General features: G+C 66.2%; 9 protein-coding genes. All 9 read right to left on the minus strand.

Features of this window, described 5'->3' with window-relative positions; translation table 11 throughout:
- Positions 1-104: 104 nt before the first annotated feature.
- The 9 genes from ABIC35_RS12570 to kdpB all read right to left on the minus strand — a co-directional run bounded on the left by ABIC35_RS12570 (position 105) and on the right by kdpB (position 14834).
- The gene (locus ABIC35_RS12570) at positions 105-2426 is read right to left on the minus strand and encodes a GH92 family glycosyl hydrolase (RefSeq protein WP_121078955.1); all 2322 of its coding nucleotides are present in this window, start codon (positions 2424-2426) and stop codon (positions 105-107) included.
- A gap of 28 nt (positions 2427-2454) precedes the next feature.
- The gene (locus ABIC35_RS12575) at positions 2455-3891 is read right to left on the minus strand and encodes a glycoside hydrolase family 125 protein (RefSeq protein ID WP_121078957.1); all 1437 of its coding nucleotides are present in this window, start codon (positions 3889-3891) and stop codon (positions 2455-2457) included.
- 17 nt (positions 3892-3908) lie between these two features.
- Positions 3909-6245, minus strand: a complete 2337-nt coding sequence (locus ABIC35_RS12580; protein ID WP_121072283.1) for a GH92 family glycosyl hydrolase — start codon at positions 6243-6245, stop codon at positions 3909-3911.
- A gap of 26 nt (positions 6246-6271) precedes the next feature.
- On the minus strand, positions 6272-7330 hold the full coding sequence (locus tag ABIC35_RS12585) for a glycoside hydrolase family 43 protein (protein ID WP_121072285.1): 1059 nt from the start codon (positions 7328-7330) through the stop codon (positions 6272-6274).
- Positions 7331-7419: 89 nt separating this feature from the next.
- Positions 7420-10419, minus strand: coding sequence for a TonB-dependent receptor (locus ABIC35_RS12590; protein WP_354278465.1), 3000 nt, complete (start codon positions 10417-10419; stop codon positions 7420-7422).
- Positions 10420-10695: 276 nt separating this feature from the next.
- Complete coding sequence (locus tag ABIC35_RS12595) at positions 10696-11382, minus strand: response regulator (RefSeq protein ID WP_121072287.1); 687 nt, start codon at positions 11380-11382, stop codon at positions 10696-10698.
- A gap of 8 nt (positions 11383-11390) precedes the next feature.
- Complete coding sequence (gene kdpC / locus ABIC35_RS12600) at positions 11391-11963, minus strand: potassium-transporting ATPase subunit KdpC (RefSeq protein ID WP_121072289.1); 573 nt, start codon at positions 11961-11963, stop codon at positions 11391-11393.
- A 13-nt stretch (positions 11964-11976) separates the two neighbouring features.
- Positions 11977-12801, minus strand: a complete 825-nt coding sequence (locus ABIC35_RS12605) for a transporter (RefSeq protein ID WP_121072291.1) — start codon at positions 12799-12801, stop codon at positions 11977-11979.
- Positions 12802-12815: 14 nt separating this feature from the next.
- The gene (gene kdpB / locus ABIC35_RS12610; protein WP_121072293.1) at positions 12816-14834 is read right to left on the minus strand and encodes a potassium-transporting ATPase subunit KdpB; all 2019 of its coding nucleotides are present in this window, start codon (positions 14832-14834) and stop codon (positions 12816-12818) included.
- Positions 14835-14836: the final 2 nt, after the last annotated feature.

A 14836-nucleotide genomic window follows, 5' to 3' on the forward strand; every position in this document is an offset into this window, starting at 1 on the left:
AAAAGCAATTTGATTGCGATATTTCGCGGAGCGTTGCCGAAAGGTTACAATCTGGTTTCCATGCAAACGATTACGGGGCGTCCCATGGACGCCCCGTGCCTTCATCAGCGCGACAGGCGGCCATAGGATGGGGGCCGGTCCGCCTTGGCAGCACCGAAGCGGGACGGTTTGGCACCCATGGTGAAGACCAGTTCGCCGCCGCGCGCGAGATCGGCATGGCCGATCCAGTTGCGGGTCCAGGGCTTGCCGTTCCAGGTTACCGATTGGACATAAGGCCGGTCCGCAGCATTGCCGGCCGCGCGGATGCGCAGGCTCCGCCCGCCGCCCAGCTGCATCTCTGCCCGGTCGAACAGCGGCGAGCCGAACACATAGACGCCGCTCACCGGATCGACCGGATAGAAGCCGAGCGCGCTGAGGATGAACCAGGCGCTGGTCTGGCCGCAATCGTCGTTGCCGATCACGCCGTCCGGATCGGCCTTGTACATCTCGTTGCACAGGCGGCGGACCATCGCCTGCGTCTTCCACGGCGCGCCGGCATAGGCGTAGAGATAGGCGACGTGCTGGTTGGGCTCGTTGCCATGCGCATATTGGCCGACCAGGCCGGAGATGTCCGGCGGCGCGTTCTTGGGCAGCGTCGACGGCGCGGTGAACAGCGCGTCGAGCTTGGCTTCGAACTTCTGGTCGCCGCCGAACAGATCGATCAGGCCGTAGACATCGTGCTGGTTGAGGAAGGTCGCCTGCCAGCCATTGGCCTCGGTATAGTCGCGCTGCTTGTCGGGGTTGTGGCCGAGCTGGATCGGATCATAGTCCTTCCACCAGCTGCCGTCGGCGAAGCGGGGCCGCGCAAAGCCGATCTCGGTGCTGATCACGTTGCGATAGTTCTGCGCGCGCTTGCGCAGGGCCGCGGCATCGTCGTGCGCCCCGGCCGCTTCGGCGAGCACCGCCATCGCCCAGTCGTCATAGGCATATTCCTGAGTGCGGCTGACCGACTCCCAGATCTTGTCGGCGGGCACATAGCCGAGATCGTAATAGAAGCCGCGGCCGAGCGTGCTGTCGATGTCCGGGAAATTGCGGTCGAAGGCGCGCGCGCGGATCTTCGGCCAGGCGGCGGCATAGTCGGCCTGGATGCCCTTGTTGCGCGCTTCCGCCAGCACCGACACGGCGTGCCAGCCGATCATGCACGCGGTCTCGACGCCCTGGAGCGGCCAGACCGGCGGACCATAGGGGCTCTGCTGGGTCTGGCGGACGAGGTCTTGGGTAAAGCGCGCCGCCATGTCCGGGCGGATCAGGGTGAGCAGCGGATGCAGCGCGCGATAGGTGTCCCACAGCGAATAGGTGCTGTAGGCAGGCGCGTCGCCGGTCGTCCGGTGCACCTGCCGGTCGAGCCCGACATAGCGGCCGTCGCGATCGGTGAAGAGCGTCGGCGACAGCGAGGCATGGTAGAGCGCGCTTGCCATGATCGTGCGGTGCGCGGGCGTACCGCCCTCGACGCGGATGCTGTCGAGCTCGCGCGCCCAGGTCCGGGCCGCCGCCGCGCGGGTGGCGTCGAACGCCCAGCCGGGTGCCTCGGCCGCGAGCGCCGCTTTGGCACCGGCGACGTCGACCGCCGAGATGCCGGTCTTGATCTCGATCGGCGCGGCACCCGCATCGTCGAAGAAGAAGGCGACCTTGAGCCGCTTGCCGGTGACGCCGGTGGCCCCTGCAGGCGCAGGCGCATCATCGTCGCCGAAGAACTGCACGCGGCTCGGCTTGCGCGACAGCTGCATCGCGAAATGGATGTGCCGCCCCTTGGCCCAGCGATTGACCTTGCGGCTGCCCGTCAGCAGCCCGTCCGGGGAGAGCGTCAATGACGCGTCCTCGACCAAGGTGCCCTTGTCCCAGCTGTCGATGATCGCATGAGCGAAATCGATCAGGATATGCCCCTCGCCCTTGGGAAAGGTGTAGCGGTGCTGGCCGGTCCGCTCGGTGACGGTCAGCTCGGCGAGCACGCCCGATTCCAGCCGAACGCGGTAATAGCCGGGCTCGGCATGCTCGTCCGAATAGCGCTGGCGATAGCTGCCCTCGGGCTTTTCCAGCGTGCCGGGCGTGAGCTTGAGCGGCCCGCGGCTGGGCACCACCAGCACGTCGAGCATGTCGCCGATGCCCGTGCCGGACAGATGCGTATGGGAGAAGCCCATGATGGTCGCATCGTCCTTGTGGTAGCCCGAACAGGCGTCCCAGCGGCTGTTGTCGGTATCCGGCCCCAGCTGGACCATGCCGAAGGGCAGCGCCGGCCCGGGGAAGGTATGGCCGTGCCCGCCGGTGCCGATGAACAGATCGGGCCGCGCCGCTTCGAAGGCGGCGGACCAGGCGGTGCGCGGCAGCGCTGCGGCGATCGCGGCGGTGCCGCTGCCCAGCAGAAGTTGGCGGCGTGTGGCGACGGTCATCGGCATCGGCTCCGTAGAAGCAAGGGGATCAGTAGGTGCGGGCGAGCAGCGCGGGGCGGCGGCGCTCGAGATCGAGGATCAGGTCGCCGAACAGCCCGTTGGTCCAGGCGAACCAGGCGCGGGTGAACTTGGCGGGATCGTCCTTGTTGAAGCTCTCGTGCATGAAGCCGGTGCCGCCATGCGTGGTCTTCAGCCAGGTAAGGCACTGGGCGATCACGGCATCGTCGTCGCTGTTCAGCGCATGGGTGATGATCGACATCGGCCAGATCATGTCGAGCCCGATATGCGGACCGCCGATCCCCTTCGCGGCCTTGCCCTCGAAATAATAGGGGTTGCGGTCGCTCCAGGCGAGGTCGGCGGTGCGGCGGAACAGCGGATCGTCGCGGCGCGCTGCGTCGATCAGCGCGAGGCCGGACAGGCTGGGGACGTTGGCGTCGTCCATGAAGATCCAGTTGCCGAAGCCATCGATCTCATAGGCCCAGACCTTGCCGCCCTTGCCGTCGGGCACCAGCGCGTGTTCGTGCAGCGCCTTCTCGACTTCGTCGGCAAGCGCCTCCGCGTCCTTCGCCGCGGTCTCATCGCCGCGCGTTTCGCGGTGCAGCTGCGCGACCTTGCGCAGCGCCGAGACCGCGAAGAGATTGGACGGGATCAGGAACGGGTAGACGCAGGCATCGTCCGAGGGGCGGAACATCGAGTGGATCAGCCCAATCTTGCGCGTCGGCGCGCCATAGCCGCCCATCGGCACGCTGTCGGTAGGCGCCACCGCCTGGCGCTGGAAGTGGTATGGCCCCGGCCCGGCCTTGCGCTGCTGCACGCGGAAGGTGGCGACCGCCAGCTTGGCACCCTGCGACCAGAGATCGTCGAACGGCGTCTTGTCGCGCGTATGGGTCCAATAGGCATGCGCGATCCGCATCGTGTAGCACAGCGAATCGATTTCCCATTTCCGCTCTGCGACGCCCGGCTTCATGTCGGTGACGTCGACCTGCGACCATTCGAGCGACGACTTTGCCTTGGGGTTCTTCTCGAACGCATTGGCATAGGGATCGACCAGGATGCAGCGCGCCTGGCGCTGGATCAGCCCGACGAACAGCTGGCGCAATGCCGGATCCTGCCCGGCGAGATGGACATAGGTCTGCGCCTGGGCCGAGCTGTCGCGCAGCCACATCGCGTTGATGTCGCCGGTGATGATGAAGGTATCGGGCCGGCCGTCGAGCGTGCCGATCTCCACCGTGGTGTCGAGCGTGTTGGGGTAGCAATTCTCGAACAGCCAGGCGAGTTCGGGATCGGCGATGCGCGCCTTCACCCGCGCGATCTCGGCCTCCACCGCCTTGCTGACGAAGCGACGCTTGGCCAGCGGCGGGCGCTTGCTGACGAAGCCCGAAGCCGCGCGCGCGGCGCCCGGCAGCGCGGCGGCGGCACCCAGCGCCGCGGCGCCGGCCATCAGCGAACGTCGATCGAAGTGCATCTTGTTCTCCCCCGCGCTCACTTGGGCGCGCTCATCGAGAAGGGCGCATCGGCCTTGCGCGCGCCCCAGGCCTTGTTCGGCGTCGGCCCCATTACGAAGCGCAGCGTGCCGCCCGCCTGCAGCGCCTCGCGCGACAGCCAGGGCTTGGTGTAGGCGCGGCCGTTCAGCGTGGCGGACTGGATGTAGACATTCTCGGCGCTGTTGTTGGTCGCCTCGATCGTCAGCACCTTGCCGCCCGGCATGGTGAGCTTCACGTTGCGGAACAGCGGGCTGCCGACCGCATACTGCCCGACCGTCGGCGTCACCGGATAGAAGCCGAGCGCCGAGAAGACGTACCAGGCCGAGGTCTGGCCGTTATCCTCGTCCCCCGGATAGCCGTCCGGGGTCGCGGCATAGAGCTTGCGCATCACGTCGCGGACATGGGCCTGCGTCTTCCAAGGCGCGCCGGCCCAGTCGTACAGATAGATCATGTGCTGGATCGGCTGGTTGCCATGGGCGTACTGGCCCATGTCGACGATCTGCATCTCGCGGATCTCGTGGATCACCTGGCCGTAATAGCTGTCGTCAAAGATCGGTGCGGTGGCGAACACCGAGTCCAGCCGGTCGACGAACTTGGCGTCGCCGCCCATCAGGTCGATAAGGCCCTGGACGTCCTGCATCACCGACCAGCTGTAGTGCAGCGCATTGCCCTCGGTGAAGGCGTCGCCCCATTTGTACGGATTGAACGGCGTCTCCCACGACCCGTCCTTGTTGCGGCCGCGCATCCAGCCGCTCTCGGGATCGTAGAGCTTGCGGAAGTTCTGCGCGCGCTCGGCATAGAGGCGGGCATCGTCCTTCTTGCCCAGCGCCGCGGCGAGTCGCGACAGCGAGAAATCGGCGGTGGCGTATTCGAGCGTGCGCGCGGCATTCTCGTTGATGCCGACGTCATAGGGCACATAGCCGAGCTGGTTATAGTACTCGACGCCCTCGCGCCCGACCGCGCCGACGACATTGCCGTTCTTGTCCTTCGGCCGGCCCTGGCTGGTCGTCGCGTTCTTGACCATCGCCTCGTAGAGCGGTTCGATGTCGAAACCGCGCACGCCGTTGAGGTATGCATCGGCGATCAGGTTCGCCGAGTTGGAACCGATCATCACGTCGCGATAGCCCGGACTCGCCCATTCGGGCAGCCAGCCGCCTTCCTTGTAGGTGTTGACGAGGCCCTGCATGATCTCGGCGTCGCGTTCCCGGTACATCAGCGCGAACCAGGGGAAGACCGCGCGCCACGTGTCCCAGAAGCCGTTGTCGGTATACATCGGGCCGGGATGCACCTGCCCGTCATAGGGGCTGTAATGGACCTGGCGGCCCTGCGCATCGATCTCGTAGAACATGCGCGGGAATTGCAGCATGCGGTAGAGCGCCGAATAGAAAGTGCGGCGATTGTCGAGATTGGGGTCGGTCACGCGGACGCGGCCGAGCTCCTTTTCCCATGCCGCCTTGGCCTTGGCCTTGGTCTGCTCGAAGCCGTCGCCGCCGATCTCGCTGGCGAGATTGCGCTCGGCCTGTTCGGGGCTGATGAACGACGAGGCGACCTTGACGTGCACCTGCTCGCCCGCGCGGGTGGCGAAGCTCACCACCGCGCCGACATGGTTGCCTTCGCGCTGCGCGTCGGCGGTGAGCTGCCAATTGTCGTCCCAGCTGCGGCTGACCGTGAAGTCATGGTCGAACTCGGCGACGAAATAGTTGCGGAAATTGCCCGGCACTCCGCCATGGTTGTTGCGCACCCAGCCGCTGATCCGCCGCCGCGCGCGATCGATCGTGACGCTCGATCCGCCGGCGAACGCGTCGAGCACGATGTGCGCGTCGTCGGCCTTGGGAAAGGTGAAGCGGAACTGCGCGGCGCGCGCGGTGGGTGCCACTTCCGCGGTCACGTCATAGTCGGCGAGGTAGACGCGGTAGCTGTACGGGTGGCTCTCCTCGGCCTTGTGGCTGTACCAGGAGGCACGCTCGGCCTCGCGGATCCGCACCGGGCCGGTCTCCGCCATCAGCGAGAAGGCGGCATAGTCGTTCATCCACGGGCTGGGCTGGTGGGTCTGCTTGATCCCGTTGATCTTGTTGTCATGGTACATATAGCCCCAGCCGCTCCCGGGTTTGCCGGTGACCGGCGTCCAGAAATTCATGCCCCAGGGCACGGCTACTGCGGGATAGGTGTTGCCGTAGGACAGCTCATAGGTGGAATCGGTGCCCATCAGCGGGTTGACCAGATCGACCAGCGCCTCACTGCGATCGGATTGCTGCGCGATCGCGGGCAGCGTGGCGACGCTGGCGAGAAGCGCGAAGGCGGCGGCGCGGAGCGGCTTGGCGGAGAAAAGGGGCACGAGGGTTCCTTTGGCTGGGCGCGTCGTCAATGGGTGCGGGTACGGCGGAGCGGTTCGGGCGCGACGCCGTCGTTGGTAAGCCGAACCGGCTGGATCGAGCCGTCCGGATTGAAGGTCATGCGATCGATGGCGAGCTCGCGATGCTCACCCTGCTGGTCGGCGAGCGGACGGCGGTGATAGGCGATGTACCAGCGATCGGTGCCGGGAACGTTGACCACCGAATGGTGCCCCGCCCCGCGTGCGATACTGGGATCTTCCTGGAGGATGGTGCCGCGCGGGGTGAACGGACCGATGGGGCTCGGCCCGGTCGCATAGGCGACGCGGTAGTCCGATCCCGTCCATTCGCCTTCGGACCACATCAAATAATAGACCCCCTTGCGCTTGATGACGAAGGAGCCCTCGACATAGCCCGGCGGCGTGATCTCCTTCCAGGTCGAACCGTCGGGATAGGGCAGGACGCGGCGCAGGTCCTTGCTCAGCCGCACCACGTTGCAGTGCCGCCAGCCGCCATAATAGAGATAGACCTGCCCGTCGGTGTCGCGGAACACGAAGGGGTCGATCGGCTGCGCGCCATTGTGGAATCCGCCGATCAGCGGCTTGCCGAGCGCGTCGCGGAATGGTCCGCCCGGCTTGTCGCTCACCGCGAGGCCGATGCCGCCCTCTTCCTTGTCGCTCTGGATGTCGTTGGCGGAGAAGAACATGTAATAGCGCCCCTGCGCCTCGATCACCGAGGGCGCCCAGATCGCATAGGCCGCCCAGGAAATCCGCGTCACGTCGAGGACGTGGGGGTGCTTGGTCCAGTGAACGAGATCGGGCGACGAGAAGGCGTTGAAGAAGGTCTGGTAGGCGTAGGAGGGCCGCACCGTCTTGCGCTTGCGTGCCTCTTCCTGCCCAGGGGTGAAGCGCCGGGTGCGATCGGGCGCGCCGTCATCGGCGGAATAGGTGGGGTAGATCCAATATTGCCCGTCGAATACCCGGATCTCGGGATCGGCATACCAGCCGCGCACGATCGGGTTGGACGCGGAGGCGGCGAGCGGCGCCATCAGGGCGAGAAGGGCGAGCGCCCGGCGGAGCTTCGATCGCATGAGCCTCTCCTTGGCCGATCCGCGGCGTGAAAAGCGGATTAAAAAGGTGGCGGGGCAGCACATGGCCGCCCCGCCAGAGGGGGGGTTGATCAGAATTTGTAGGCGAGGCCCAGATAGGCGCGGCGCCCGGTATATTGGTTGCTGATGAAGCGGGCGTCGGTGTCGTTGCCGAGATGCGCCCGCTCCTCCGACTTGGTGAGGTTGATCACCGAGGCAGTCAGCTGCAGGTTCTCGAAGAAATTGTACGAGGCGTTGAGATCGATCTGCTCGTACGGATCCGAATAGACGTTCAGGCCCGACTGGATGCCGCCGACCCGCTCGCCGCGACGATTATACGAAGCACGCAGCAGTAGCTTCTTGTTTTCGTAGAAGATCGAACCGTTGATCTGCGTCTTGGCACTGCCGACCAGCGGGGAGTCGCCCACCTTCTTGCCGTCCAGCGTGATCTCGGCGACCGAAGTGTCGTTATAGGTGAAGTTCACCTGCGCGCCGAGACCGAAGGGCAGCGTGTGCTGCGCATAGAGCTCGACGCCCTGCGACACGGCGTTCGAACCGTTCGCCTGGGTCGAATATTGCTGCACGGTCACGGTGTTGCCGGCAACGGTGCTCGGCACGTCGAGCACCAGCGGCACGATGAAGTCCGACACGTCCTTGCGGAACAGCGTGCCGCCTAGCACCGAGCCACGGTGGAAATACCATTCCACACCGACGTCATACTGCCACGCCTTGAACGGCTTAAGGTTGAAGTTGCCGCCGCTGCCGAACCAGCCGGGCCGCGCACCGAACTGGGCGCGGTCATAGACGAACGCGTCGGAATTGAACGTCAGCGACCGCGAGCCGGCCAGATCACCATAGCCCGGCCGCGCGATAACCTTCGATGCCGCACCGCGGACCAGCAGGTTCGGCGTAACGTCCCACGAGATGTTGAAGCTAGGCAGGAAGTCCGTGTAGCGCTTGGACTCGTCATTCGGGCTGAACACCTTCACTTCGCGCTGATCGAGCTTCAGCACCTTGCAGTTCCCGTCGGGGCCAACCTCGGGCGGCGTGAACGGGTCACCGTTACGATTCTCGCAATAGTCATTCTCGTAATAGATCACGTCGGTCGAGACGCCCGACTGCTTGGTGCTCACCACACGCAGGCCGATATTGCCGCGCACATTGTTCATCTTGAAGTTCGCCTGGGCATAGCCCGCCCAGATCCGCTCCTTGATGTCGTAGCGGTTTTCCGGCTCGGGCACGCGGACCGGACCGTTATAGGTCTTGTTCAGATAGGCCAGGTAGTTGTCCATGTTGAACGCCGGGAAAACGCTCGTCGAGAAGCCACCCGCGATGTTGCCGATCGGCTGGGTCTGGAAGAAGGCCGGCTGGGTGACCGCGGCGCCCGCGGTATCCTGGTAGCGCAGCGTGCCTGCCGCATCCGAGTACCATTCGAACCGCCCGGTCTGGCGCTCCACCTTGCCCTCACGCCACTTGGCACCGACCTGGATCGAGTCGATGAAACTGTCGAACCGGCGGGTCAGGTCGATCTGGGCATATTTCTGCTCGATCGCGCTGTTGGTATAGCCCGAGCCGGTCGAGCCGAGGTCGACCTGCGAGATGCCCTTCATCAGGTTCTGCTGCAGTTCCGGCGAGAACTGCATCGCCACCGACTGGTCGGTGAAGCTCCACTGGCTGAGCATGTTGCCGTTGACGCGATTAGCAAGGCCATTGCCGACCACCAGCCGTGGCTTGGCCTGGGCATAGAACTGGAACGACGGGCCGCCGGTCGCACGCGTCTTGCCGCCGGCGAACGACACGGTCAGGCGATCATGCGTATAGTCGCCGTGCAGGTCGTAGGTGTTCGAGACCGTCTTCTGGCGGGCATAATAGCTCTGCATAGCCGGGGTTTCCATCGTGCAGGCATCGTCGCCGGTACGGCAGGCGGTGCCGTCCGGCGGCACCTGGAAGGTCGCCGAAGTTAGAACCGTGCCGCTCTTGTCGAACTTCGCGCCGGTGAAGAAGTTGTCATAGCCCCATTCTGGGATTTTAATGAGGTTGGAGACGTTGTCGCCGTTGAGCTGGAAGCGGAAATAGTTGGCGGTGAGGTTCAGGCCCTCGAACGGCTGCCACTGCGCGGTCGCCTGGATGCCCAGCCGCTTGCGCTTCTCGATCAGCACCGTCTCGTCGACCGACTGCGGCGCCCAATAGCCATTATAATGCGTGCCGCCTTGGGTGGTCACGCCCCCGTCCCAATAGGAGATGGCACTGTCATTGGCGTAGGTCTTGCCGTTGACGTCTGTCGCCGCCTTGCGATTTGCCTTGTCCGTCCACCAGTGCCAGCTCTCGGTGGCGGCGCTCAGCGTGCGGTTGGTGCGCACTTGGTAGGTGGCGCCAAGCAACAAGCCGAAGGTCTTTGCCTCGTTGTGCCAGGAGAGCAAGCCTGAGACGCTGGGCTCGACCTTCTTGGTGACGTCCGAATAGGTGCCCTCGACCTGGACGTTGCCCGACCAGGGCTTGAGGTCGAACGGGCGCCGCGTGTGGTTGATGATCACGCCGCCGACGCCGCCTTCGTCGAGCCGGGCTTCGGACGACTTGAACACCTCGACGCTGCCGATCAGGTTCGCCGGGAGCAGCAGATAATTGAAACTGCGCGAGGGATCGCCCGAATCCGCGGAGGCGATGAAGTTGCCGTTGAGTTCGGTCAGCGTCAGGTCGGAGCTGAGGCCGCGGATGCTCACCCGGCTGCCTTCGCCGCCGTCGCGCTCGATCACCACGCCGGGCACGCGCTGGAGCGCGTCGGCCACGTTCTTGTCGGGGAACTTGCCGACATCCTCGGCGGTGATCACGTCGACGAACGCATTGGCATCGCGCTTCTGCGCCAGGCTGGTCTCGATCGAGGCGCGGTAGCCGGTGACGACGATGTCGCCCTCGCTGTCGCCGGGCGCGGCGTTCTGCGGCGCGGACGTGTTGCCGGCCTGCGGCTGCTGCGTCGCGGCCTGGGCGAAGGCCAGCCCGGGCAGCGCGGCACACAGGCTGGTGCCGAGCATCAGCTGGGTCAGCAGCCGCTGGCGCGCAGACACCGACGAACGAAACAGATTGCCGTAGGACACGATCCTTCTCCCTCTTTGCACCCGACGACCCCCAGGCCCGGTCGGTTGTTTGTGACCGCGCTGTCAGATCTGAGTTCGCGGTTCTTGCGGAGGGTTTCGCAATAGAAAAACAAATTGTCAATTAAATGCGAGCGGGCTGTTGTGGCTTTTCAGCAGCGGGCAGCAACAAACTGAGTTTGTTGTGCAAACGTTGTCATTCGCGCGCGGCTCGGGGAAAGAACGGGTAAGAAGAAGAGGCCGCTGTGCGCACCTATCCTCCCCCGGAGGATACGGAGCCTAGGCCACCACAAGCCGGTAGCCCACGCCGGGCTCGTTGACGATCAGCTGCGGCCGACTCGGGTCCGCCTCCAGCTTCTGGCGCAGGTTGCGCACGACGATGCGCAGATAGTCGAGCTGCTGGACATGCGCAGGGCCCCATACGTCGCGGAGCAGCTGGCCATGCGCGATCACCCGATCGGGATGCGCCGCGAGCAGCGCCAGCACGCCATATTCCTTGGGGGCCAGATGCACCGCCTCCCCATCCTTGCGCACGCGACGATGGAGCAGGTCGATCTCGACGCTTCCCACCACCAGTTGCTCGCGCTCGGCCAATCCGGCGATCCGGTGGCGCAGCGCGGTGCGCAGGCGGGCGAGCAGTTCCTCGGTGTCGAACGGCTTGGTGCAGTAATCGTCCGCCCCCAGGTCGAGCGCGGCGACCTTCTCGCTGGTGTCGGTACGCGCCGAGACGACGATCACCGCCGCCCCGCCCGCCTTGGCCTGCTGGATCAGCTCGATGCCGTCGCGATCGGGCAGGCCGAGATCAAGCAGCACGGCGTCGGGCTTGTCGATGCCGAAGGCGGCGATCGCCTCGCGCGCGGTCGCCGCTTCGATCACTTGGTGCTCCGCGCGGGTGAGCGCCCCGCGCAGCAGCCGCCGGATATGGCTGTCGTCCTCGACGATCAGGACCTTGGTTGCGCTCGCCATAGCGTCGCTTAGCGAGCGCCGCCCTGCTGGTCGAGCGCCAGATTGAGGGCGAGCACGTTGACCCGCGGCTCGCCGATAATGCCGAACAGGCGGCCCTGCACGTTGGCGTCGACCAGCTGCGCGACGCGATCGGGCGCGATGCCGCGCGCCTTGGCGACGCGGGCGACCTGGAAGCGCGCCGCTTCGGGGCTGATCTCAGGATCGAGGCCCGAGCCCGATGCCTGAAGCAGATCGGCCGGGGCATCGGCGCCGAGGCGCTTCTGGTCGGCGGTCACCCGGTCGACCAGCTTCTTCGAGGCCGGCCCCAGGTTGGAGCCGCTCGAGGCCAGCGGGTCATAGCCATTGCCTGCCGCCGACGGCCGACCCTGGAAATAGCGGGGCCCGGCGAAGCTCTGCCCCAGCAGCATCGAGCCGCGCAGCGTGCCGGCATCGTCGCGCACCAGCGAGCCATTGGCCTGGGCTGGGAAGAGCAGCTGCCCCGCGCCGGTCACCACGAGCGGATAGACGATCCCCAGCAGCGCGGCGAAGATCAGGGTGAACAGAAGCGTCGGACGGAGGCCGGAAACGAGATCGGAACGCATGGCGAAAGCCTCCTCAGAAGCGGGTGGAGACGCCCAGATAGACCTGGGCATCGGGGGTGGACTGGTTCAGGCCGAAATTGGCGCCGAGATCGAGCTGCAGCGTCGGCCGCAGCAGATAGCTTGCAGCGACATCGGCGGAGGTCTGGGTGACATAGGCCGCCGGATCGAAGTTGCGGGCCACCCAGAACTCGCCGATCAGCGTGAACTTCGACGTGATCGCCTTGCCGAGATTGGCGGTGCCGACGAGCTGCGCGTGATGGCCATGCCCGTCGCTGTCGGCGAGCACATCGCCTTCCGGGCCGAAGGTGAGCGTGAAGCCCTTGGGCAGCGCGATGTTGATCGGCACGGCCACGCCGCCCTCGGTCTGGCCATTGCCGATGCCCGTCCTCGCCGTGGGGATCTTGACGAAGGGCAGCAGCGCAATCTGCACCTGCCCCGCCGGATCGGTGAGCCGCTGCTTCAGCCGCAGCGTGAGGTCGCCGACGCCGTGCAGCGTCTGGGTGCCCTCCGCGGTGCGGGTGCGGACGGTTGCATAGGGCGCGATGCTCGCCTCGATGTCGGTCGAGCCGGTGAGACCGTATTTGAGCGTCGGGTTGGTGTAGAGGATCGTGTCGACGCGGGTGTCGCCTGCATCGGTACGGGTCCAGTTGCCGAGATCGGTCTCGAGCTGGACCATGCCTTGGGGCACGGTGCACGCGAAGTTCGATTTGGTCGGGCGGTCGGTGCAGAGCGACGGAGCTGCCGGCGCGGCCGCCGGACCGGCAGGCACGCTGTCCTGCGCGAAGGCCGGAGCGGCGGCGACGGTGAGCGACGCGAACGAAAGAAACGTACGGAACATGGGAGTTAAAATCCTCAGGCGAGGTGGAGCGCGGCGACCGCCACATCGATTACTTTTATGCCGATGAACGGAGCGATGAGGCCGCCCAGGCCATAAATTGCGAGGTTGCGGGCAAGCAGCTGGCCAGCGCCCATCGGCTTGTAGGTCACGCCCTTGAGCGCCAGCGGCACCAGGAACGGGATGATGATCGCGTTGAAGATCACCGCCGACAGGATCGCGCTGGTCGGGCTCGACAGGCCCATCACGTTGAGCACGCCGAGGCCGGGATAGAGCGCGACGAACATCGCCGGGATGATCGCGAAATATTTCGCGACGTCGTTGGCGATCGAGAAGGTGGTGAGCGCGCCGCGGGTCATCAGCAGCTGCTTGCCCAGCCCGACGATTTCGATGAGCTTGGTCGGATCGCTGTCGAGATCGACCATGTTGCCCGCCTCGCGCGCCGCCTGGGTGCCGGTGTTCATCGCCACGCCGACATCGGCCTGGGCGAGCGCCGGTGCGTCGTTGGTGCCGTCGCCGCACATCGCGACGAGCTTGCCGCCCTGCTGTTCCTGGCGGATCAGCGCGAGCTTGTCCTCGGGGGTAGCTTCCGCAAGGAAATCGTCCACGCCCGCCTCGGCAGCGATGGCGGCTGCGGTAAGCGGGTTGTCGCCGGTGATCATCACTGTGCGGATGCCCATCCGGCGCAGCTCGGCGAAGCGCTCGCGCACCCCGGCCTTGACGACGTCCTTCAGCGCCACCGCGCCGAGCAGACGGCCGTTCCGGACCACCGCCAGCGGGGTCATCCCGCCGCGTGCGATGCCGTCGGTGATGCGCTTGAGTTCGGCGGCACCGGCAGCGTCCGGATCCATCTTGAGGATGGAGTCCACCGCGCCCTTCAGGATCACCGTGTCGCCCTGGCGCACGCCCGAGCTGCGGGTCTGCGCGGTGAAAGGGATCACTTCCGCCGCGGCATCCAGCTTCGCGTCGAAGGCGAACTTCTCGCGGCCCAGGGTCACGATCGAGCGGCCCTCGGGCGTCTCGTCCGCGAGGCTGGCGGTGAGCGCAGCCTCGGCCAGCGTGCGTTCTTCGACGCCCGTCAGCGGATGGAAGGCGCTCGCCTGGCGGTCACCGATAGTGATGGTGCCGGTCTTGTCGAGCAGCAGCACGTCGACGTCACCCGCCGCCTCCACCGCGCGGCCGGACTTGGCGAGCACGTTGAAGCGCACCAGCCGGTCCATGCCCGCGATGCCGATCGCGGAAAGGAGCGCAGCGATGGTCGTCGGGATCAGCGTGATCAGCAGCGCGGCCAGCACCGCCACCGGGATCGCGCCGCCGGCATAGGTGGCGAAGGCCGGGATCGTGCCCACGGCGATCAGGAAGATGATCGTCAGGCCGACGAGCAGGATGGTCAGCGCGATCTCGTTCGGGGTCTTCTGGCGCTCGGCGCCTTCGACCAGCGCGATCATCCGGTCGAGGAAACCTTTGCCGGGATCCTGGGTGACGCGGAGGATGATCTTGTCCGAGATGACGCGGGTGCCGGCAGTGACGGCGGAGCGGTCGCCACCTGCCTCGCGGATCACCGGCGCGCTTTCGCCGGTGATCGCGGCCTCGTTGACCGAGGCGACGCCCTCGACGACTTCACCGTCGGCCGGGATCAGGTCACCGGTCTCGACCAGGACTAGGTCATCGCGCTGGAGCAGATGCGCCTCGACCTTGCGCCAGGTCTCGCCGACGCCGGTGAGCTTCTTGGCCTCCAGCTCGGACTTGGTGGCGCGCAGCGACGCCGCCTGGGCGCGGCCGCGGCCCTCGGCCAGCGCCTCGGCGAAGGTGCCGAACAGCACGGTGAGCCACAGCCAGACGATCAGCTGGACCTGGAACCCCACCGGCAGCGGCTCGCCGCCGATCGCCAGCAGGACGGTGAGCAGCAGCGCTGCGACCGCAGTGGTGAACAGGATCGGGTTGCGGATCAGTTCGCGTGGGGAAAGCTTGCGGAACGCGTCCCCGATGGCCGGGCCGATCAGCTCGGCCGCGAAAATGGACTTGGGTGCAGACATGG

The sequence above is a fragment of the Sphingomonas trueperi genome, from assembly GCF_040545965.1.
GTDB lineage: Bacteria > Pseudomonadota > Alphaproteobacteria > Sphingomonadales > Sphingomonadaceae > Sphingomonas > Sphingomonas trueperi_C.

Bases quoted from the DNA above. Each gene is read 5' to 3' on its own strand.
- ABIC35_RS12595 (WP_121072287.1), bottom strand. From the start codon at position 11,382: ATGGCGAGCGCAACCAAGGTCCTGATCGTCGAGGACGACAGCCATATC.
- ABIC35_RS12605 (WP_121072291.1), bottom strand. From the start codon at position 12,801: ATGTTCCGTACGTTTCTTTCGTTCGCGTCGCTCACCGTCGCCGCCGCT.
- kdpC (WP_121072289.1), bottom strand. From the start codon at position 11,963: ATGCGTTCCGATCTCGTTTCCGGCCTCCGTCCGACGCTTCTGTTCACC.
- ABIC35_RS12570 (WP_121078955.1), bottom strand. From the start codon at position 2,426: ATGACCGTCGCCACACGCCGCCAACTTCTGCTGGGCAGCGGCACCGCC.
- ABIC35_RS12585 (WP_121072285.1), bottom strand. From the start codon at position 7,330: ATGCGATCGAAGCTCCGCCGGGCGCTCGCCCTTCTCGCCCTGATGGCG.
- kdpB (WP_121072293.1), bottom strand. From the start codon at position 14,834: ATGTCTGCACCCAAGTCCATTTTCGCGGCCGAGCTGATCGGCCCGGCC.
- ABIC35_RS12575 (WP_121078957.1), bottom strand. From the start codon at position 3,891: ATGCACTTCGATCGACGTTCGCTGATGGCCGGCGCCGCGGCGCTGGGT.